A 21,424-nucleotide genomic window follows, 5' to 3' on the forward strand; every position below is an offset into this window, starting at 1 on the left:
ATTGATAGCATCTAATTATTGAGAGACGCGTTATGACACCAGAGCAGCTTACCGGACAATCAGATTCTCATCTGGAACCTAGCCTGATTGGCACCAAGACATTCTTGGTTCACAGTAATGTCAAAGATGACCTAAACAGTTTGATTGAAGCTGCTCAACTCGCTGGCTTTAAAATGGAGATTGCCAGTGGCTTTCGCAACTATGAAAGGCAATCTCGGATTTGGAACCGTAAGTTTTCTGGTGAAGCACCAATATTAGACTCAGAAAGCCAACCACTTGATGCATCAACACTTAGTGAACATCAAAAGTTGTCAGCGATACTGAGGTGGTCTGCACTGCCTGGGGCGAGTCGTCACCATTGGGGATGTGACTTTGATGTATTTGCTCGTAATCACTTACCTGAAGGCACACAGCTGCAACTGGAACCATGGGAATACCTTACTGGCCACCAGCAAGCGTTTTACCAATGGCTTTATGCCAATGCATCTCAATTTGGGTTCTTCTTTCCGTACAGCCAAGACCTCGGCGGTGTGGCGATAGAACCATGGCATATCAGCCATCGAAAAGTATCGGAGTTGTGTTTATCACAGTTATCTCCCTCTTTACTTGGCAAGCAACTCCAATCTAAGCCAATATTAGGGTATGAGATTATTATGGAGCAGCTAGACGAGATCTATGCGCGCTTCGTGGCGAATATCAGTCATTAGGAGCGCATATGTTGGAGTGGCTTACAAACCCTTGGGTGATCATCATCATCGTGGTTAGTGTGGTGGTGGGTAATATTGCTGCGCTCAAACAGACCGCCAATATGGATCTGACTGGTCGTAACAAAACAGAGAAAGACTTAGACAAGCTCAATCAATTGGATAAACAGAACCAAGAGAAAGCTCAAAAAGATGAGTCTACGGACAACAAAGACGCTTAATTTTGTAGCTCTAAGGAGCTAATCTAATTTGCTAATAATCCGCTGACGACTAATCAACGAATACAAAAAAGAGGACACAATGTGTCCTCTTTTTTATTGGCTTTAGCTAACCACAGGGCTTATATGACTTACTCTGTGGTTTTTCAGCTATGCTCACTCAGCTTACTTACTCTGCATCAGCTTCTTTGTCATCTTTGGTTTGGTCAGCAACATGTGCTAATACCGGTACCATTGACTTCAGTAGCTCTTCTTCTACTGGCTTACCTGATGCATCCGTTACGTTAATTGACGTACGGTTACCAAGATCACCAAACAAGAAGGTGTAAGTGCCTGGAGCCAAATCAATGGGTTGTAGGCCAATTGTTTCCCAGAATTCATCATCTGGCGCAGCATACTTAGCTTTTACAGTACCTTGAGACTGGTTACGCTCTTCAAGCTCAAAGCCCATCGTCGGTAGCAAGGTAGGCAAACGCTGCCACAATACATTGTATGGAGTACGAGCAATGATCACAGGGAAGCCACTGCGGTCAGCACCCATTGAGATTGGAATGCGTTTAACCAACTCTTGCGCTTTCAACGCTGCTTCAGCACGAAGGTTTTCATCGTACTTAGCCATCACTAGATTCGTTAAGAACGCGTTGTAACGCTCCTTATTGGTTGCCGATACCGGCTTCTCTTCAGAGCCTTCACGCCAATCGATAAGGTTGATCTTGAAGCCATGGCGGTTGTTCGCTTGGAAACGAGAGATAGAGTAACGACTGCCGATCTCTACTTCTTCATCTTCAGAAACCCAAGTAACCCAATCGGTCTCAATATCGTTTTCTGACTGTTCACGAATACCAATGCCACGTTGTGCCAGCATATCTACAGCCGTTTGCCACACGCGGTCTGCTTCTTCAGCACGAAGAAGCCATAGTGTCACTTCACCATTCTGACGCTCAGATCGAGCACCTGGGATCAGCTCAAGAACCTGTTGCGGCGGACGAATATCCACTTCACGGCCTGTACCACCACTGAACTCACCGCTTGGGATGTCAAAATTTGGATAGAACTGAGGTTGAGCATCTTCAGGCAGCTGCCATTGTGAAAACTCAGGTGTTTCTAAGTATTCGAAATCATCTTTGGCTTGGCGACGTTGAGTCGGGCTGCCAGAACATGCTGTAAGAACGAAAACAGCCAGTGATCCAATCACTAGCTGGTGAGAATACTTCATTTATACTCCTAAATGCCGAAGGTTCACTTCGGCATCACTTCATACGTTTTTAGTAAATGCACGCTTCAGTCATTGCTTGAGCAACAACGGGTTGAGCTGGCTTTGACAATTCAGTCAACGGTAGACGTAAGCCACCTTCAGCAATCAGACCCATTTTATGAACCGCCCATTTTACGGGAATAGGGTTGGACTCAACGAACAAATTCTTATGTAGAGGCATCAAACGCTCATTGATCGCTTCTGCTTCTTCAAACTTGCCTTCTTTCGCTAACTTGAACATGGTTGCCATATCAGCGGCTGCAACATTGTTTGTTACAGAGATCACGCCATCGCCACCACGCTTAACAAATTCTAGACCTGTTAAGTCATCACCACTTAGTAAGATAAAATCTTCGCCACAAAGTTCACGGTGAATTGCAATTCTGTCGAGATCACCCGTCGCATCTTTAAGTGCAACGATGTTTTCGATCTCAGCAAGGCGAGCAACCGTTTCAGGTAACAAGTCTACAGCAGTACGACCTGGTACATTGTATAGGATTTGTGGAACGTCACTGACTTCAGCAATCGCTTTGTAGTGTTGGTACAAACCTTCTTGAGTCGGTTTGTTGTAGTAAGGCGTTACGCTCAGGCAACCAGCAATACCAGAACCATTCAGCAAACGGCTGAATAGAACAGATTCGTGAGTTGCATTTGCACCTGTACCAGCGATAACGGGAATACGACCATCAGCAAATTCAACGATCTTATTGACGACTTTGACATGCTCTTCAATAGTGAGTGTTGAAGACTCACCTGTTGTGCCAACCGCAACCAGACCATCACTACCTGCAGCAACATGGTGCTCAACTAACTTTTTAAGGCTGTCGAAATCCACTTCACCATCTGTATTAAATGGCGTAACTAGCGCAACGATACTTCCTGAAAACATGTCTATCTCCCTTAATTTATTCTTTTTGCATGTTACTGTAAGCCAATCAATAAACACAAGACATTAAAGTGGCTTACCGGCAACATCTGCATTAAATATTGTCGTATGTTTGAGGTAAAACGACTTCTAACGGCGTTCTACCGAGAATTTGGGTAACCTGCGCTCAATCTAGCGGATAGCACAGCACTGGATGTCAGTAACAAGTAAGCTGTGCTCTCACCGCTCAATCTCATTTTTTAACGCTCTCGATATTCTTATCATTGGTTGCATGTTAGAAGCAAGGTGCCTCATAAAAAGCCCCGTACGCACGCTTATTCCACGAGCTAACTGTGCTAACATGCATGAATCAATGGAATATAAAGAGACGTGATTTTATGACTCAACATCTAGTAATCACAGCTGTGGGCACAGATCGCCCAGGTGTATGCAACCAAGTGGTTCATTTAGTCACCCAATCAGGCTGTAACATTATTGATAGCCGTATCGCTCTATTTGGCGAAGAATTTACGCTTATCATGCTGCTGTCTGGAAAGGCAAACAACATCACCCGCGTTGAAACCACCCTGCCCTTGCTTGGACAAGAGCACGACTTGATTACGATTATGAAGCGAACCTCAACTCATGATGTTATTGAGAACTCTTACACAGTAGAGGTGTTCGTTGAGTCAGACGATAAAATCGGCCTTACCGAGCAGTTTACCCAGTTCTTCGCAGACCGAAACATCGGCCTCGATTCGCTGAGCGCCCGAACCATCAATAAATCTAAAGTTCAGCTCGATAACGACCAATTCCATATCTCTATTACCGCTTCTGTGCAATCAGAATGTAATTTGATGCAGCTACAAGAAGAATTCGACGCGCTGTGTCAGAGCCTATCCGTACAAGGCTCGCTCAACTTTATCAAAAACAGTTTTTAAAAAGGAAATATCATGAATACGCTAACGGCTGGTGTTCCAGCACCTGCTTTTTCTCTTCCTGATCAAGATGGCAATATCGTATCTCTTGGTGACTTCAAAGGTAAAAAAGTCCTGTTCTATTTTTACCCAAAAGCAATGACTCCAGGTTGTATTGTGCAAGCTGAAGGCCTGCGTGATATCAAAGCACAACTTGATGACCTAAATGTGGTTGTTTTAGGTGTGAGTGTTGATCCAGTAAAACGCCTACCAAATTTCGTCGAGAAGAAATCTCTAAACTTCACACTGCTATCTGATGAAGATCACAGCGTTGCTGAACAGTTTGGCGTTTGGGGAGAGAAGAAATTCATGGGCAAAGTGTACGACGGTCTGCACCGTATTAGCTTCCTAATTGATGAAGAAGGTCAGATTGAACACGTCTTCAACAAGTTCAAGACTAAGACTCACCACGAAGTGGTTCTAGACTACTTCAATCCAGAAGCTTAATGTTGTTTCTAGTGAGTTGATGACCTAGTTTCATACCTAGATGATCTAAGTTCACAATTGACTAAGCCAAATACAAAAAGGCCGAATATCATAGATATTCGGCCTTTTTAATACTTACTCAACTGTATTGATCTTCAATTACGATTGATGCTCAGGGTCATCGTCGAGAGCATGACTCGGTAAAGCATTCCAAACCGCTTTCACCAGCGTAGCAAGCGGGATAGCAAAGAACACGCCCCAGAATCCCCACAGTCCGCCAAACACCAATACCGCTACAATAATCGCTACTGGGTGTAGGTTCACGGCTTCAGAGAACAGAACCGGAACGAGCACGTTGCCATCTAGCGCTTGGATAATACCGTAAGCAAGTAACAGCCAGTAAAACTGAGGTTCTAATCCCCACTGGAACAAACCGACAATCGCGACAGGAACGGTCACAGCCGCCGCACCGATATAAGGAATCAGTACCGAGAAGCCCACCGCGACAGCCAGCAGAGCTGAATAACGTAAATCTAGAATCGCAAAGGTCACGTAGCTGACACCACCGACGATCAAGATCTCAAGCACCTTGCCGCGAATATAGTTCGAGATTTGTTGGTTCATCTCAACCCAAACCTTGGTCGCTAGACGACGGTTTTTAGGCAACACACCACTCGCCATGCTGATCATCTCTTCTTTATCTTTTAGTAAGAAGAAGATAAGCAGCGGCACAAGAATCAAGTAAACCGCAAGCGTAGCCAAGCTCACAAGGGAAGCTAAAGAACCTTTAACAACACTTTCACCAAAACCTAATGCTTTGTTTTTCGCGTTAGACACAATCGATTCAACGATCTGCAAGTTTGCTAACTCAGGATAGCGCTCAGGAATGGTCGCGATGAACTTCTGTAAGCCGCCATACATACTTGGAATATCATTGATGAGATTACCCACTTGCTCCCAAATGGTCGGCACTAAACCAAACAGCGCCAGCAACATCAGGCTAAAGAACATCATGATGACTAGCATCACCGATGGCGTTCTTGGAACACCAAGTCTTTGGAGTTGGGTAACCGGCCACTCAAGTAAATAAGCCAATACAATAGCCACCAACAATGGCGCGATGAGATGACCAAAGAAGTAGATCGTAATAAAGCCGAAGAGAATGATGGCAACCAAACTGACAGCATGGGGATCAGAGAAACGTCGTTTATACCAACGATTGACCATTTCAAGCATCTGACTGCAATTCCTTTTTAGTGACGAGGAGATGATAGTAATTAGAGCAAACCTCAGTGATGACGTCATAGGCTTGCTTAGACAAAAAAGTAACAATATCTTTCATTGAGCTGTTATCAGAGACATAAATTGACAATGATTGCCCTACTTCTAACTTTACACTGTGACGCTTGGCTAATAATAGTGCCATTGGACAGCGCTCTTGGCGTAAATCTAGAATATTAGGTGTCATTCTTGAGCTCGATGCTTATTATAAGGGTCGTATTGTAATCTGTTTTTGAAAACGCGCCATCATTCATTCATCTTCCTTCATGATAGCGCACGCACTCGGCAAAGGTTACATCAGATAAAGAACCAATTTGCATTGCACTTGTCTTACTGTCAGAAGAAACGGAGTATTACTGACTAATATGTTTAAACGCGCTCGCTCAATCGCTTGCTTATGCATCGCAGCTACATTAAGCACCCCAACGTTGGCGAATACCAACAGTTTGGAGCTACCCGATATCGGCACCGCTGCTGGCGGCACCCTCACTATCGACCAAGAACTTATCTATGGTGATGCCTACATGCGCATCATCAGAAGCAGCCAGCCTATCGTAAACGACCCGGTTCTCAACCAGTACATTGATACGCTTGGCCATCGTCTTGTCGCAAGCGCGAATGATGTCAAGACACCTTTCCAGTTCTTTATGATCCGAGACCGCAACATCAACGCCTTTGCATTCTTTGGTGGTTATGTTGCTTTGCACTCAGGTCTGTTCCTGCATGCACAATCTGAAAGTGAGTTGGCTTCAGTATTAGCGCACGAAATCGCGCACGTTACCCAACGTCACTTAGCGCGTAGTATGGAAGATCAAGCGCGTCGTTCTCCAGCAACCATCGCAGCGCTAGCAGCCTCTGTATTATTGGCCATTGCAGCACCTGAAGCAGGTATCGCAGCTCTAACTGCCACAACCGCTGGTAACATGCAGAGCCAGATCAACTACACCCGTAGTAATGAAAAAGAAGCTGACCGCTTTGGTATCAATACACTGGCGAAAGCAGGGTTCGATGTGAATGCGATGCCGCGTTTCTTCGGTCGTTTGGCTGATGAATACCGCTATGCAAGCACACCACCCCCAATGTTGCTGACTCACCCATTACCAGAAGATCGAATCACCGATTCACGCGCTCGCGCTCGCAGCTATCCGCCACTTAAACTGGCTCCATCACTGGATTACCATCTAGCAAGAGCTCGCATTGTCGCGCGCTATGCCGGCATTAATAATGATGCTGCTCTAGATTGGTTTGAACGTAAGCTGAAGAAAGCACCTAAAGCCTTGGTTCCATCATTAGAGTATGGCCAAGCACTGGTTTACTTAGATTCTAAAAAATTAGATAAAGCAGAGCCGATTCTGACCAAGCTCATCAACAGCGATCCAACCAACCTGTTTTATCTAGATGCCATTTCAGACCTCCATATTGAACAGAAAAAGCCTGAGATTGCGATTAAAGAACTCGAATCAGCACTGGTTCGCCAACCAAACAACCCTGTTCTAACCATTAACTACGCTAATGCGCTGATTGAAAATGAAGACCTACAGGAAGCCGTTCGCGTGTTGCAACGTTACACGCACGATAACCCGAACGACACCAACGGCTGGCACCTACTTTCAAAAGTAAATACAAGCCTTGGTAATAGCGACGAAGAACTGGCTGCTCGTGCAGAGATCTTGGCACTGCAAGCCAACTGGAACAAAGCGATTCAGTACTATACGCAGGCTAGCCAAATCGCAGAGCTCGGCAGCCTAAAACAAGCACGTTACGACGCCCGAATTGATCAACTAATGATTCAGCGTGAACGCTTCTTGTCGTTACAGTAAGTGTATTTATTGGCAGCGGTTAGTTGTCAGAAGAAAAAGAAAGCTCAACGTTACATAGTAAAGAAGCCACTCAAGTGGCTTCAACTGAACAATTGCTTCAACTGAACAATTGCTTCAACTGAACAATTAAATCAAAAATAATAATGAGGAAGAACCATGTCCGTCGTGATTTATCATAACCCACGCTGCTCAAAGAGCCGTCAAACTCTCGAACTGCTTGAAGCAAACGGCGTACAGCCAGAAGTTATCAAATACCTAGATACGCCTTTAACTATCGAGCAGCTTAAAGTGCTTTTCACGCAGCTTGGTTTTGACAGTGTTCGCGAAATGATGCGCACCAAAGAAGCGGATTACAAAGAGGCAAATCTTGGCGATGCATCGGTTACCGATGAAGATCTATTCTCAGCAATGGCGACAAATCCAAAACTGTTTGAACGCCCTGTTGTTGTTGCGAACAACAAAGCAAAGATTGGTCGTCCACCAGAGCAAGTGCTAGAGATTCTGTAAGCCGATATGAGCATCAACATTCTTGTTCTCTACTACAGCCGCCACGGCAACACACGAGCGCTAGCAAGGCAAATTGCACGAGGGGTTGAATCTATCCCGAACTGCGAAGCCATGTTAAGAACAGTGAACGACGTATACACAGCAGAAGAGCAGCCTGATTCGCGTTATCAGCCGACCGATCCTATCGCGACATTGCAAGAGCTCCGTTCTTGCGATGGTTTAGCGCTAGGCAGTCCGGTTTGGTTTGGCAACATGGCTGGACCTATGAAGCACTTTTGGGACAGCACAACATCACTGTGGATTAATGGCGATCTGATCGATAAGCCAGCTTGCGTGTTTACCTCTTCTTCATCACTGCATGGCGGGCAAGAGACCACACAACAAAGCATGATGTTGCCACTGCTTCACCATGGCATGTTAGTGGTGGGTATCCCCTACTCAGAACCTGCGCTGCACACCACTCAAACTGGTGGCACACCCTATGGTGCGAGTAGTACCGGAGAAAGCGCTTCATTAAGCAAAGATGAAATTGAGTTGGCGAAAAACCTAGGCAAACGCCTAGCGCACATCGCAATAAACCAGAAGGGAATTTCTCAATGATGTATATGCCAGAGAAGGCGATGTCTCCCACAACCAAGCTATTCCGCTACCTTGCTTTAGCGGGCAACTTGTCGCTTTTATTCTGGGTGATTGCTTGGCAGATGACACTTTCGCCGCACCCTCATCTAAGTAATGTAACGCTTGCGATTGCTTGGGCTATACCGCTGTTACTGCCATTACCAGGCATTCTAGCAGGCAAACCTTATACGCATGCTTGGGCGAACTTTGTCTTAATGCTCTACTTCCTACACGCATTAACTATTTTGTATGTCGACGGTGGCGAGCGCTTATTAGCGGCTGTAGAACTGCTTCTGACGACTCTAGGCTTCGCGGGCAATATCTTATTTACTCGCTTTCGAGCCAAAGAATTAGGCATCAAACTTAAGCGCCTTTCTGAAGTAGAAAAGACCGAGAAAGCTAAGTTCGAGCAGTAACCTGGATTAGGTTGTCCTGATCTAGTATCAAGAGAAAAAAGTGACAACAAACAAAAAGCCCTGCGAGATTTCTCTTGCAGGGCTTTTTTCATGAATTAATTTCAATCGGTCATGTCAGAAGACAATCACTAGCGAACCCATTCGTATACTAGGCTTGGCTTAGCATGTACTGGCACAACAACTGTTAGCTCTTCCGAGCCAGACGTATTCGTTAGCTCAGCATCCGCTTCAGTTGATAACTCACTACCTTTGATGACTTGAACACTTGGGTCTGCTTCGTTAGCCGTCGCTTCTGCGCCATCGTTCAGGGTCGTATCAGTAACAGCTGCTGAATCATCGCCTACAGACATGGTGTTGTCTTGCGTTTCAAATTCAGGGCTCACTTCAGGTTCAATATAAGATTCTTCAACCTTTGCGACTTGGCGAATGCTTTCCACTTCTTGCTCAAACTCTTGTTGAGTCGACAATAAGTGAATTCGGAAAGTGACTTCGTTATTCTGAATTTTCAAAATATCTAAGCTTGCCACCGAGTTTAAACGCTTAAGTGCATTCTCCAATTGGAAGAAGTCTTGTGCGTTATTCAGGCTAATAAATTGCGTTAAAATCGACTCTGATGATTCACTTGCTACTGTCACCGCACTTTTACCTGCGTAGTAGTTACTGATTTGGTCGACAAGTTTCTTAGAAGTCGTCGCGCTGTTGCCCGATAGCGAACCACTGACTGGCGATTTTGGTGCACTCGTCAATTGGTTTGGCTTTTGATCGTATAGAGTCCAACGTAGACCTGAAGATTGAGCTTTTATCACCAGAACAGCATCAACCGGGTAACGCTGACTCGCTTTACTGATCGGTGTAACAAAGCTACCCCAAAGATCAGAGGTCGCAATACCCGTAATGTCATCAAAATCACCCACTGGTAGCGTTAGAGGCAAACCGCGCTCTTTTGCGTTGGCTTGTAAACCTGCCGCTAATTGTGAGTTGGAGTGTTCCCACACAATATTCTTGTCGTAGTTCTGTTCTTCCACCAGCCAAACAAGGATATTTGAGCGAGTATCAGGCCAGTACGGCAATTGTGCTTGAGTCAGTAGCGAACGGATTTGAGCGCCGTTAAAACGCATGCGCAATGTTGATTGGTCATTGCTTTCACCAAAACTCATTTGAGACATGTACTGCGAACTCTTACGCATCGCCTTTTGAATCGTCTCATTCGAAGCGACATCAGTTTGGCCAGTCGCACGTATCAATACCTGCTCCATGCCGGTATTTCTTGCCACTTGTTCTGGCTGTTTGTTTTCAGCGTTAATCGCAACTTCAGCACTAAAGATATCTACTTGAGTTAAGGCATAACTCGGAGAGGCTAATAGTCCCATCAACAACAATGCTATGTAGCGCATACTGATCCTAATATTCAAATCTTGTGCCTAGATGATAAGCAACTATGGATTGAGGGGCAAGGTCGATAGCGCCCACTGTGTTTAATAACCACAAAATATCACCTGGCCATGATAAATCGCTCACTTATAAACTGAATTTTTCGAACTTTGACGAATATAAAATATCACTAAGATAAATAAATTTGATCTATTTGGTGTGGCAATCGATTGCTAAGTGATAGAATCCCGCGAATTTTATTTTTCACTTTTCATATAACGACCATTTTTAAGGACATAACATGAAGAATGCTCTGCAAGGTGCACAAATGCTGTTTGTAGCTTTTGGTGCGCTTGTATTAGTGCCGCTACTGACTGGACTCGATCCCAACGTAGCACTCTTTGGCGCGGGTATCGGTACCCTTTTATTCCAACTTATTACACGCCGTTCAGTGCCAATCTTTTTAGCGTCTTCTTTTGCATTCATCGCGCCTATCATGTTTGGTATTCAAACTTGGGGTGTCGGTGCAACCATGGGCGGCCTAATGGCAGCAGGTGTTGTGTATGTCTTAATGGGCGCGTTGATTAAAGTGCGTGGCGTAGCCTTCATCCATAAACTACTTCCACCCGTGGTGGTTGGCCCTGTGATCATGGTTATCGGCTTAGGTCTTGCGCCTGTTGCAGTAAACATGGCGCTAGGTAAAACCGGCGATGGTGCGGTTCAACTTATCGATGCAGACGCCGCGTTATGGATCTCGTCTATTTCATTGCTAGTGACGATTGTCATCAGTGTTTTCTCGAAAGGCTTCCTTAAATTATTGCCTATCTTTGGTGGCATTGTTGCGGGTTACGTAACGAGCTTGGTATACGGTGTCGTTGATTTTACCCCCGTAGCTCAAGCAGCTTGGTTAGCGCTACCAAACTTCACGGCACCAGAGTTCAACATCAACGCTATCTTCTTTATGGTGTTTGTGGCAATTGCACCTGCTGTTGAGCACGTGGGCGACATGCTTGCTATCTCGAACGTAACCGGTAAAGACTACCTTAAGAAGCCAGGCTTACACCGCACTATTACTGGTGATGGTGTGGCAACGATTGCCGCTTCTATGCTGGGCGCGCCACCCAATACAACCTACAGTGAAGTAACGGGTGCTGTAATGCTGACTAAAGCATTCAACCCAGTGATCATGACTTGGGCAGCAGTAACAGCGATTGTTCTGGCTCTAGTAGGTAAGCTAGGCGCTCTTCTGCAAACGATCCCAGTTCCTGTGATGGGCGGCATCATGATTCTACTGTTTGGTTCTATCGCGACGGTAGGCTTGAATACTCTAATTCAGAATAAAGTAGACCTACATAAATCACGCAACCTTGTGATTGTGGGTATTACGTTAGTCTTCGGTATTGGCGGCATGGCATTTGGCATCGGCGACTTTAGCCTACAGGGCGTAAGCTTATGCGGTATCGTGGCAATCCTACTTAACCTAGTCCTCCCAGAAGAATTAGGCGACAACACCGTAGTAGACAAAGCTCAAATCGATTAATTTATCGGTAAGGCTGGATTCAAAAAATCACAACCTAACAAGATCAAAAAAGGGAGAGCATCGAATGCTCTCCCTTTTATTTATACGGCTAATTAAGCAGGTTCAGTTAAATTTAAAACTCTTTAAATTAACTTAAACCGAAACTGAATTACTTAGTACCGAAGATCTTATCACCAGCATCGCCAAGACCAGGAACAATGTAGCCCTTGTCGTTTAGCTTCTCATCGATTGCAGCCGTGTACAGCTCAACATCTGGGTGCGCTTTTTCTAGAGCAGCGATACCTTCAGGAGCAGCAACAAGCACAAGAATTTTAAAGTGCTTACAACCTTTCTCTTTCATAAGGTCGATAGTCGCGATCATAGAACCACCTGTCGCAAGCATTGGATCTACCACTAGAGCAATACGCTCGTCGATGTTAGATGCAAGCTTGTTGAAGTATGGTACCGGCTCAAGCGTTTCTTCGTCACGGTAGATACCAACAACGCTGATACGTGCACTTGGGATGTGCTCAAGAACGCCGTCCATCATGCCTAGACCAGCACGTAGGATTGGCACTACCGTTACTTTTTTACCTTTAATTTGGTCAACTTCTACTGGACCGTTCCAACCGTTAATCGTCACACGCTCAGTTTCAAAATCTGATGTCGCTTCGTATGTTAGAAGGCTACCCACTTCTGTCGCTAGCTCACGAAAACGCTTAGTGCTAATGTCACCTTCACGCATCAGGCCAATTTTATGTTTTACTAGCGGGTGTTTCACTTCAACAACTTTCATTTCCAACTCCGGCAATATTTAAACAAACCTGTAGATTATACACGAACTGTGGGGTTATTTCAGAATCTTTATTCTAATAAAAAAAACCGCGCAAACGTTTGCTCTTGGTAATCAAGCCCTGTTAGAATAGCGCCGTTTTCACATCCAACTTAAGTTCGAGGACTATCCCGTGAGTGGTAATACTTCTTCTCTAAGCTACAAAGACGCTGGTGTTGATATCGACGCAGGTAATGCACTAGTAGACCGTATCAAAGGTGCTGTTAAACGCACTCGTCGCCCTGAAGTAATGGGCGGTATTGGTGGCTTTGGCGCCCTATGTGAACTTCCAACGAAATACAAAGAGCCAGTACTTGTTTCAGGTACTGATGGTGTTGGTACTAAACTTCGCCTTGCTTTGGATCTGAAAAAACACGACACCATTGGTATCGATCTAGTGGCAATGTGTGTGAACGACTTAATCGTTCAAGGTGGTGAGCCGTTATTCTTCCTAGACTACTACGCAACAGGTAAGCTAGATGTAGATACAGCTGCAGACGTTGTTTCAGGTATTGCTGAAGGTTGTGTTCAAGCAGGTTGTGCACTAATCGGTGGCGAAACAGCTGAAATGCCAGGCATGTACGAAGGCGACGACTACGACGTTGCTGGCTTCTGTGTTGGTGTTGTAGAAAAGGCTGACATCATTGATGGCACTAAAGTAGCAGCAGGCGACGCACTTATCGCTGTTGGCTCAAGTGGTCCACACTCAAACGGTTACTCTTTGATTCGTAAAGTTCTAGAAGTTTCTGGTGCTGATAAAAGTGAAGAGCTAGAAGGTCGTACTATTGGTGAGCACCTACTAGAACCTACTAAGATTTACATCAAGTCGGCACTTAAGATGATTGCTGAGCATGACATTCATGCTATCTCGCACATCACAGGTGGTGGTTTCTGGGAAAACATCCCACGCGTACTTCCTGAAGGTACTAAAGCAGTCATTGATGGCAAGAGCTGGGAATGGCCTGCTATCTTCAACTGGCTACAAGAGAAAGGTAACGTGGAGACATTTGAAATGTACCGCACTTTCAACTGTGGTGTAGGCCTAGTTGTTGCTCTACCTAAAGATCAAGCAGACGCTGCTGTTGAACTGCTGAAAGCTGAAGGCGAAAACGCTTGGGTTATCGGTGAAATTGCTAACGCTGAAGCTGGCGAAGAGCAAGTTGAAATCAAATAAGTGATGCGTTCGCTTACTTAGTTAATCAATGAGGACCTTATGGTCCTCATTTTGCTATTTAGCCCGCAGAAAACCTTAGTTTATGTAGGTACATTGTAAATACTTCAGTTAACCAATCGCATGACCCACTCTATGAAGAACAGCCATTCTATGAATAACAGTCACTCTAAGAAAAACATCGTCGTTTTAGTCTCAGGAAGCGGAAGTAACTTGCAAGCCATTTTGGATGCCTGTGACAGCCACACGATTGACGCCTCTGTTAAGGCCGTTTTCTCAAATAAAGCGGATGCTTTTGGTCTAGAGCGTGCAAAATCAGCAGGTGTTGACGCTCACTCGGTGAATCCAAAAGAATTTAACTCCCGTGAAGAGTTTGATCATGAATTGATGGTTCAGATCGATGCGTACCAACCCGATCTAATCGTACTCGCTGGCTATATGCGCATTCTGAGTTCAGAGTTTGTTCGCCATTACGCGGGAAAAATGATCAATATCCACCCTTCTCTGTTACCTAAGTACCCAGGCCTACACACCCACCAGCGTGCCATTGATGCGCAAGACAAAGAACACGGCACCAGCGTTCACTTTGTTACCGAAGAACTCGATGGTGGCCCTGTGATCTTACAGGCTAAGGTGCCAGTATTTGAAGATGATGATGCTGACATGTTAGCAAGTCGAGTGCTGACTCAAGAACACTGCATTTACCCTATGGTCTGTAAATGGTTTGCCGAAGATCGTTTATCGATGGTAAACGGGCAAGCTGTCTTAGACGGTAAAGTATTAGGCAATCACGGTTACGCAGAAGAGTAATTTGTATAGCTGTTCGCGCAATAGTAAATCACGGAATAAAAAGTAAATCACTGAAGAGCAGCCCTTAAAAATCAGAAAACAAAAAGGCCGCTTACTGACTTATTAGTTCAGTAAGCGGCCTTTCTTTTGTTCGGATCAAAAATGATACTATTCGGAACGTTTAGCTCAATGGCTCAGTTGGTGCTTGGCTTGCAACCTTTTTAGGTGCATAAGCAACATCTTCCAATGCTTTGTGGTTATTGCCGATCAGCTCACCAAAATGAAACAACGCGTATTCGCCCGGCTTCATTCTAAACCACTCTTCATTGCATGTTAGAGGCTGAGTTGCTACCACCGTGACCACATCATTCGGCGTGGTCTCTTCTTGGAAGTTTATCTCAACATCTTCATCAATCAGGCTCGCATTACCAAAAGGCGCGCGTCTTGTTATCCAGTACAAATGATTCGTACAGTAGGTCATCACGTACTCGCCATCACTGAGTAACATGTTGAAGACGCCTTTCTCTCTTAGCTGGTCACAACACTCAGCGACAAAGCGAAACATACCTTCCATGTCTTGAGGTGGCTCAGGAAAACGATCTTCTAGTTGTTTCACTAACCAACAGAAAGACAGTTCACTGTCCGTCTCACCGACCGGTCTGAAACGACCACTAACCAGATCATCGTAATCCGTTAATTGGCCATTATGGGCGAAGGTCCAGTATCGTCCCCAAAGCTCACGGGTAAATGGGTGAGTATTTTCTAGATTAACGCCACCACGATTGGCTTGACGGATATGACTGACAACAGCTTGACTTTTAATTGGGTAGTTTTGAACCAACTCAGCGATCTTGGATTCACAACTAGGGTTAGGATCTTTAAACGTACGGAAACCCTTTCCTTCATAGAAAGTAATACCCCAGCCATCGCGGTGCGGGCCGGTATTGCCTCCACGCTGCATAAGACCAGTAAAGCTAAAACAAATATCAGTTGGCACATTCGCGCTCATACCGAGCAATTCACACATGGTTTAATCTACTCCCTATCAAAACCAATGGAGCCTAAGTTGGGCTCCAAATGTCTTTAAAACTATTATTCCATTTCTTTTTCAACAAGCTGAATCACAATGTGGATGATCTTAATGTGAATCTCTTGGATGCGGTCAGCGTAACCAAAATGTGGAACTCGAATTTCGATATCGGCACAACCTGCCATTTTACCGCCATCTTTACCGGTTAACGCAATGGTTTTCATACCTTTAGCTTGAGCAGCTTCAATCGCTTTCAAAATGTTGGCAGAGTTACCTGAAGTCGACAAACCAAACAACACGTCACCCTTACGGCCTACGGCTTCTACATAACGAGAAAATACGTGGTCGTAGCCAAAGTCGTTACTTACACAAGATAAATGGCTAGGGTCTGAAATCGCAATACCAGCGAAGCCTGGACGATTTTCACGGTATCGGCCAGTAAGCTCTTCCGCGAAGTGCATCGCGTCACAGTGTGAGCCACCATTACCACAAGAAAGCACTTTGCCTTCTTGCTTGAATGAGTCAGCAATCATCTTTGCAGCAGCTTCAATTTGAGCAATGTTATGGTCATCACTCAAGAACTTGTTAAGAACGTCAGCAGCTTCGTTCAATTCACTTTTGATTAGGTCTTGGTACATAAGGCTTATCTCTTATATTTTTTTACGCAACTTAAAGTACGTGAAATGAGAGCTGAGGGTTTTTCCCTCTATTACCTGAGTTTACCCACAAACATGAAATAGTGTCGACACTTAAGCCCAAAGATTGCCACCTTTATTAGCCTGTCACTGCCGATCCGCCCAAATATTCGCCACCAACCTCTCACAATTAGAACTTTAACTCTATTGAGATCACTTTTTATCCACTTTAGAGTTTTACAAATATTTAATATTTTGTTTACACTTGACTGGTTAGACCTCTTACCTAAACTTAATAACAATAAGTGATCTCTGAAAAGGAAATCGATCATGAACATATTGCTCTCCCTACTCGGCATGACAGCTGTCTTAAGCGTCTGTCTTTACCATAGAGTTAGCCTAGTACGCGCATTAATCGTATTAACCGGCGCAATGGTAGCATTAACACTGTTTGGCGGCGTAGCTGTCACTGGCTGGCTTTGTTATCTCTTAGCCATTGCGATTTTTGCTGTACCGGCAATTCGTCAGACTATCATCAGTCAAAAAGCGCTTTCTTTGTTTAAGAAAGTACTGCCTGCAATGTCTCAGACAGAAAAGGAAGCATTAGAAGCGGGTACTGTATGGTGGGAAGCAGAGCTGTTCAAAGGCAAGCCTGAATGGAAGAAACTTCAAAACATCGCTGACCCGAAGCTGTCTGAAGCTGAGCAAGCATTTTTAGATGGTCCAGTAAATACAGTGTGCGAAATGGTCAATGATTACCAAGTAACGCATGAGCTGGCTGATTTGCCACCAGAAGTATGGCAATACCTGAAAGACCATAAATTCTTCGCAATGATCATCAAGAAAAAGTATGGCGGTTTAGAGTTCTCGGCTTACGCTCAGTCTTTAGTGCTACAGAAGCTAACTGGCGTTTCTAGCGTATTGTCATCAACCGTTGGCGTACCTAACTCGTTAGGCCCCGGTGAGCTATTGCAGCACTACGGTACAGAAGAACAAAGAAACCACTACCTACCCCGCTTAGCGGAAGGTAAAGAGATCCCTTGTTTTGCCCTAACTAGCCCAGAAGCAGGCTCAGATGCCGGCTCAATCCCCGATTACGGCATCGTATGCAAAGGTCAATGGCAAGGCGAAGAAGTTCTAGGTATGCGCCTCACTTGGAACAAGCGCTACATTACCCTTGCACCTGTCGCAACAGTATTGGGACTTGCGTTTAAATTACGAGATCCAGACGGCCTACTTGGTGACAAGCAAGAGCTCGGTATCACTTGCGCGCTTATCCCTACAGATTTAAAAGGCGTGAAGATTGGTAATCGTCACTCCCCACTTAACGTACCGTTCCAAAATGGCCCAACCCAAGGTGATGATCTCTTCGTTCCTATCGATTTCATCATTGGTGGCCAGAAAATGGCCGGCCAAGGCTGGCGTATGCTGGTTGAGTGTCTATCTGTTGGTCGTGGTATCACACTGCCTTCAAACTCAACGGGCGGCATTAAATCGGCCGCGCTTGCAACCGGTGCTTACGCTCGTATTCGTCGCCAGTTCAAACAACCTATTGGTCGTATGGAAGGGGTTGAAGAGCCGCTTGCACGCCTAGCAGGTAATGCCTACGTAATGGATGCGGCGAGTAACCTAACGGTTGCAGGTATCGATCTTGGCGAAAAGCCTTCGGTTATCTCAGCAATTGTGAAGTACCACTGTACTCACCGTGGCCAACGCAGCATCATCGATGCGATGGACATCGTCGGTGGTAAAGGTATTTGCTTAGGCCCATCAAACTTCTTAGCTCGTAGCTACCAAGGCGCACCAATCGCGATTACCGTGGAAGGTGCCAACATCCTAACTCGTTCGATGATCATCTATGGTCAAGGTGCAATTCGTTGTCATCCTTACGTACTAAACGAAATGGAAGCCGCTTATTCTGAAAGCAGCGATGCGCTTGATAAGTTTGATTCAGCGTTAGCAGGACACGTTAGCTTTACGATGAGTAACCTAGTCCGCAGCTTGTGGTTTGGTTTAACCGATGGTCGTGGTTCAGATGCGCCAACACCTTCAAATAAAACAGATAAACAGACACAGCGTTATTACCAACAACTAAACCGCTACAGTGCCAACTTAGCGCTACTGTCTGATATTTCAATGGCAGTTCTAGGCGGCTCACTGAAACGCAGAGAGCGCCTATCAGCAAGATTAGGCGATATCCTAAGCCAACTGTACCTAGGTTCAGCAACACTTAAGCGCTTCGAAAGTGAAGGCAGCCACGCTGAAGACTTACCGTTAGTACATTGGGGTATGCAAGATAGTTTACGTCAGACTGAAGTTGCGATTGATGAGTTCCTAGCGAACTTCCCTAATCCTGTGATTGGCCGTTTACTTCGTGTTGTGTTGATGCCATTCGGTCGCATTCGTCGTGCACCAAACGACAAACTGGATAGCCAAGTCGCGCACATTCTACAAACGCCAAGCGAAACACGTTCTCGTATCGGCCGTGGCCAATACTTGGAAGCGACTGAATACAACCCAGTGGGTAAGATTGAAAAAGCACTAGAAGTGATTCTTCAAGCAGAACCTCTATTCGACAAAGTCTGCAAAGAGACGCACCAAAAGCGCGCTTTCTTACGACTAGACCTTGTTGCTCAATTAGGTTTAGAGAAAGGCATCTTAACGCAAGAAGAGGCAGACCTGCTGACTAGCGCCGAGGAACATAGACTGTACACAATTAACGTTGATGATTTCTCACCAGAGGAGCTTGCAGCAAAGACTCAGTACCCAGACCAATCGATTGATAACGTCGCTTAAGGTTAGAAAAAGAAACAAAAACGGGACTCCTATGAGTCCCGTTTTTTTTGTTCATGACATCGTTGTCACAAATTTTAATGCTGACATTCTCGAGGCTTACTTTCTCGAGATTTGCTCTCTCAAGACAACTCTAATGATATAGGCGAGTTACTTAGGAGCCTTAAGTTGCATCTCTGGTTGAGCTTTTTTCTTCGCCTTTACCCGACGAACCACAAACCAAATCAATAAACCTAATAGAATCGCGACCACATTACCCACCGCAATAATGATCATACTGCGCTGTCTGTCATCTTCTCGCTTCTGAAGTATCATCAACTCTGCTGCGATACGCTTTTGCTCAGCAAGCGCTTGTTCTTGCAGGCGTCGTGACTCCGCTAAGTCGATATCTTCAACAACGCTGTACGAGTGCTCGGTAATGGGAAAGATCAGTGGACGTTGGCTTGAGGCATCAGTGGCGTAAACCATCCCCGACCAATTATAAATCCCCAAATCGCCATTATAAGGCACCTCTAAAGCGACTTTCATTGCATCGACTTCAGCTTGGCCCTGCTTATACATTTGGTATTCATCCGGAGCCTTGTGTTCAACATGAACCGCTAACGAACTCGGCGCAATCATGCCCGGCTCCCCTGAAACGACAATCGTATGAGGCTGCCCCTCTTTTCGAGACTGAATGAAGGTTGTAGTGATCGGTGTTGGGTACACCAAAACTTCTTGCTCTTGCGCTCGCAGGAACACACCATTGCCAGAAGTAATACGCGCGCGGTATTTACCTGGCTCAATATCAATCGGCAACGACACAGTGAAAACGCCATCTCCGGCTTTTTCATCAAGACCACTGCCATCGTCGGCAAACTCGCCCATCACAACCGGAATTGGGCGCGCCTCTCTCACTAAAGACTCTTCATTTTCAACGAACTTAGTAAAAGTGACCTTAAGTTTCACGCGATCTAAAAAATCACGCAGCACAAGAGGCTTGCCGTCAGAGGTCAAACGAGCCGTAAATTTAATGTGTTCGGTTTGATACAGTTTGTCTGGGAAGTCATTGGCATCCAAAACAAGGTGAGACAATAGCTTGATGTTGTTCTTAGGTGAGACTTTACCTACTGCTTGCCAAGGGCCTGACATCGGATCGTCGATAGAGATAATGTCCATGGACGATTCTTCGTACCAGCGGACATTATCAGCATTGCGCCAAGAGTAGTATTTCTTGCCATCCGGACGAACCAAAACGACAGGTTTAGAGTTATCGGCTCGATAAATCACAAAGGTGACTTGTTCAATACTGGGATCAACTCGAAAACGGTTGTCCAATAAACTCATTACGGATTCTGTTGCCGCATGTAAGCTAAAGCTTAACAGCAATAAGTAACCGGTAGCCAATACCCTTAACATAGTTTCTCCCTACTGACGCCAGAGGCAGCTTCCGCTTTTCTCGACGAGATCTAAACGACTTTGATGCGCTTCTACTTCATCGGCCGTAGCTCGTAAAACCTTTAGGGATTTTCGACCACTTTCTGCTCTTCGTATACTTTCACCTTCACCTTCCTTTTGGCCGGCGTTAAATTGCAGCGAAGTTTGCCCACCTGTCATCAATAAATAGACGTCGGCTAGGATCTCCGCATCGAGCAATGCGCCGTGGAGAGTACGGTGCGAGTTATCAATACCGTAACGATCACATAAGATATCTAGGTTGTTTCTTTTGCCTGGAAATATCTTCTTCGCCATGGCCAAGGTATCGGTAACTTTACAGTAGTCATCCGTTTTACCTATCGCAGGGTTGAGCTTCTCAAATTCATAGTCCATAAAGCCCGTATCGAAGGGCGCGTTATGAGCTACCAGCTCAGCACCTTTGATAAAGTCGAGAAACTCTTTATGTATGTCTTGGTATTCTGGCTTATCAATCAAGAATTCATCGGTAATACCGTGAACGCCAATCGCCTCTTCTTGAATCGCACGATCGGGCTTTATATAGACATGGAAGTGACGCCCGGTCAGCCTACGGTTGATGATCTCTACCGCACCAATTTCAACGATGCGATGCCCCATATAGTGAGGGCCACCTTCTGTATTCATACCTGTGGTTTCGGTATCGAGTACAATGATGCGCTTATTTTCGTCCGAACTGTTTTTTTCGTTCGTGTTTTGTTCTGGAGTGCTACTGGTATTCATAAGGATAACTGTGTCAGACTAT

22 protein-coding genes are annotated in these 21,424 nt (G+C 45.2%); 12 read left to right on the forward strand and 10 right to left on the reverse strand.

Annotated elements, in window-relative coordinates:
* Positions 1-32 precede the first annotated feature (32 nt).
* Together OCU90_RS13155 and OCU90_RS13160 are read left to right on the forward strand one after the other, a co-directional pair.
* Entirely contained in the window at positions 33-707 is a 675-nt protein-coding gene (locus tag OCU90_RS13155; protein ID WP_061022332.1) for a M15 family metallopeptidase, read from the forward strand.
* Positions 708-715: 8 nt separating this feature from the next.
* The gene (locus OCU90_RS13160; RefSeq protein ID WP_004734277.1) at positions 716-925 is read left to right on the forward strand and encodes a DUF2897 family protein; all 210 of its coding nucleotides are present in this window, start codon (positions 716-718) and stop codon (positions 923-925) included.
* A 166-nt stretch (positions 926-1,091) separates the two neighbouring features.
* Here the strand turns inward: OCU90_RS13160 and bamC are convergent, their stop codons facing one another.
* Positions 1,092-2,138 (reverse strand): outer membrane protein assembly factor BamC, encoded by a 1,047-nt coding sequence (gene bamC, locus OCU90_RS13165; protein WP_017079433.1) that lies wholly within the window; start codon positions 2,136-2,138, stop codon positions 1,092-1,094.
* 49 nt (positions 2,139-2,187) lie between these two features.
* Positions 2,188-3,066: a 4-hydroxy-tetrahydrodipicolinate synthase gene (dapA, locus tag OCU90_RS13170; RefSeq protein ID WP_004734279.1), complete on the reverse strand. Its 879-nt coding sequence runs from the start codon at positions 3,064-3,066 to the stop codon at positions 2,188-2,190.
* A gap of 374 nt (positions 3,067-3,440) precedes the next feature.
* On the opposite strand from dapA, the gene OCU90_RS13175 reads away from it, so the two are divergent.
* Both OCU90_RS13175 and bcp read left to right on the forward strand, forming a co-directional pair.
* Positions 3,441-3,983 (forward strand): glycine cleavage system transcriptional repressor, encoded by a 543-nt coding sequence (locus OCU90_RS13175; RefSeq protein WP_017079431.1) that lies wholly within the window; start codon positions 3,441-3,443, stop codon positions 3,981-3,983.
* Between the two features lie 12 nt (positions 3,984-3,995).
* On the forward strand, positions 3,996-4,466 hold the full coding sequence (bcp, locus tag OCU90_RS13180; protein WP_017079430.1) for a thioredoxin-dependent thiol peroxidase: 471 nt from the start codon (positions 3,996-3,998) through the stop codon (positions 4,464-4,466).
* 138 nt (positions 4,467-4,604) lie between these two features.
* Here the strand turns inward: bcp and OCU90_RS13185 are convergent, their stop codons facing one another.
* Complete coding sequence (locus OCU90_RS13185; RefSeq protein WP_017084129.1) at positions 4,605-5,681, reverse strand: AI-2E family transporter; 1,077 nt, start codon at positions 5,679-5,681, stop codon at positions 4,605-4,607.
* Entirely contained in the window at positions 5,674-5,913 is a 240-nt protein-coding gene (locus OCU90_RS13190) for a sulfurtransferase TusA family protein (RefSeq protein ID WP_004734311.1), read from the reverse strand. Before OCU90_RS13190 ends, OCU90_RS13185 begins: the two co-directional genes overlap by 8 nt.
* Positions 5,914-6,091: 178 nt before the next feature.
* On the opposite strand from OCU90_RS13190, the gene bepA reads away from it, so the two are divergent.
* The 4 genes from bepA to OCU90_RS13210 all read left to right on the forward strand — a co-directional run bounded on the left by bepA (position 6,092) and on the right by OCU90_RS13210 (position 9,087).
* Positions 6,092-7,546, forward strand: a complete 1,455-nt coding sequence (gene bepA / locus OCU90_RS13195) for a beta-barrel assembly-enhancing protease (RefSeq protein ID WP_004734312.1) — start codon at positions 6,092-6,094, stop codon at positions 7,544-7,546.
* 156 nt (positions 7,547-7,702) lie between these two features.
* Positions 7,703-8,053, forward strand: coding sequence for an arsenate reductase (glutaredoxin) (gene arsC / locus OCU90_RS13200; RefSeq protein ID WP_017086244.1), 351 nt, complete (start codon positions 7,703-7,705; stop codon positions 8,051-8,053).
* A gap of 6 nt (positions 8,054-8,059) precedes the next feature.
* Complete coding sequence (gene wrbA, locus OCU90_RS13205; RefSeq protein ID WP_061022334.1) at positions 8,060-8,653, forward strand: NAD(P)H:quinone oxidoreductase; 594 nt, start codon at positions 8,060-8,062, stop codon at positions 8,651-8,653.
* The gene (locus tag OCU90_RS13210) at positions 8,650-9,087 is read left to right on the forward strand and encodes a DUF2069 domain-containing protein (protein ID WP_004734315.1); all 438 of its coding nucleotides are present in this window, start codon (positions 8,650-8,652) and stop codon (positions 9,085-9,087) included. Before wrbA ends, OCU90_RS13210 begins: the two co-directional genes overlap by 4 nt.
* 128 nt (positions 9,088-9,215) lie before the next feature.
* Here OCU90_RS13210 and OCU90_RS13215 read toward each other — a convergent pair whose 3' ends face one another.
* The gene (locus OCU90_RS13215) at positions 9,216-10,481 is read right to left on the reverse strand and encodes a DUF2066 domain-containing protein (RefSeq protein ID WP_029405197.1); all 1,266 of its coding nucleotides are present in this window, start codon (positions 10,479-10,481) and stop codon (positions 9,216-9,218) included.
* 278 nt (positions 10,482-10,759) lie between these two features.
* Between OCU90_RS13215 and OCU90_RS13220 the strand changes: the two genes are divergently transcribed.
* Positions 10,760-11,998, forward strand: a complete 1,239-nt coding sequence (locus OCU90_RS13220) for a uracil-xanthine permease family protein (protein WP_004734317.1) — start codon at positions 10,760-10,762, stop codon at positions 11,996-11,998.
* A gap of 148 nt (positions 11,999-12,146) precedes the next feature.
* Here OCU90_RS13220 and upp read toward each other — a convergent pair whose 3' ends face one another.
* Positions 12,147-12,773 carry a uracil phosphoribosyltransferase gene (gene upp, locus OCU90_RS13225; RefSeq protein ID WP_004734318.1) on the reverse strand — a complete coding sequence of 209 codons (627 nt, stop codon included), beginning with the start codon at positions 12,771-12,773 and terminating at the stop codon, positions 12,147-12,149.
* Between the two features lie 169 nt (positions 12,774-12,942).
* On the opposite strand from upp, the gene purM reads away from it, so the two are divergent.
* Together purM and purN are read left to right on the forward strand one after the other, a co-directional pair.
* The gene (gene purM / locus OCU90_RS13230) at positions 12,943-13,983 is read left to right on the forward strand and encodes a phosphoribosylformylglycinamidine cyclo-ligase (RefSeq protein WP_008222945.1); all 1,041 of its coding nucleotides are present in this window, start codon (positions 12,943-12,945) and stop codon (positions 13,981-13,983) included.
* A 120-nt stretch (positions 13,984-14,103) separates the two neighbouring features.
* On the forward strand, positions 14,104-14,790 hold the full coding sequence (gene purN / locus OCU90_RS13235) for a phosphoribosylglycinamide formyltransferase (protein WP_099426121.1): 687 nt from the start codon (positions 14,104-14,106) through the stop codon (positions 14,788-14,790).
* A 160-nt stretch (positions 14,791-14,950) separates the two neighbouring features.
* On the opposite strand, the gene OCU90_RS13240 is transcribed toward purN, so the two are convergent.
* Positions 14,951-15,796 (reverse strand): class II glutamine amidotransferase, encoded by an 846-nt coding sequence (locus OCU90_RS13240; protein WP_017079424.1) that lies wholly within the window; start codon positions 15,794-15,796, stop codon positions 14,951-14,953.
* A 65-nt stretch (positions 15,797-15,861) separates the two neighbouring features.
* Entirely contained in the window at positions 15,862-16,437 is a 576-nt protein-coding gene (lpcA, locus tag OCU90_RS13245; protein ID WP_017084137.1) for a D-sedoheptulose 7-phosphate isomerase, read from the reverse strand.
* A 327-nt stretch (positions 16,438-16,764) separates the two neighbouring features.
* Between lpcA and fadE the strand changes: the two genes are divergently transcribed.
* Complete coding sequence (fadE, locus tag OCU90_RS13250) at positions 16,765-19,230, forward strand: acyl-CoA dehydrogenase FadE (RefSeq protein WP_061022336.1); 2,466 nt, start codon at positions 16,765-16,767, stop codon at positions 19,228-19,230.
* Positions 19,231-19,377: 147 nt separating this feature from the next.
* Here the strand turns inward: fadE and OCU90_RS13255 are convergent, their stop codons facing one another.
* Positions 19,378-20,625 carry a TIGR03503 family protein gene (locus OCU90_RS13255; protein ID WP_061022338.1) on the reverse strand — a complete coding sequence of 416 codons (1,248 nt, stop codon included), beginning with the start codon at positions 20,623-20,625 and terminating at the stop codon, positions 19,378-19,380.
* A gap of 9 nt (positions 20,626-20,634) precedes the next feature.
* Complete coding sequence (gene dnaQ / locus OCU90_RS13260; protein ID WP_017084141.1) at positions 20,635-21,402, reverse strand: DNA polymerase III subunit epsilon; 768 nt, start codon at positions 21,400-21,402, stop codon at positions 20,635-20,637.
* Positions 21,403-21,424 lie beyond the last annotated feature (22 nt).

Origin of the sequence: Vibrio splendidus, assembly GCF_024347615.1 — a bacterium.
GTDB lineage: Bacteria > Pseudomonadota > Gammaproteobacteria > Enterobacterales > Vibrionaceae > Vibrio > Vibrio splendidus.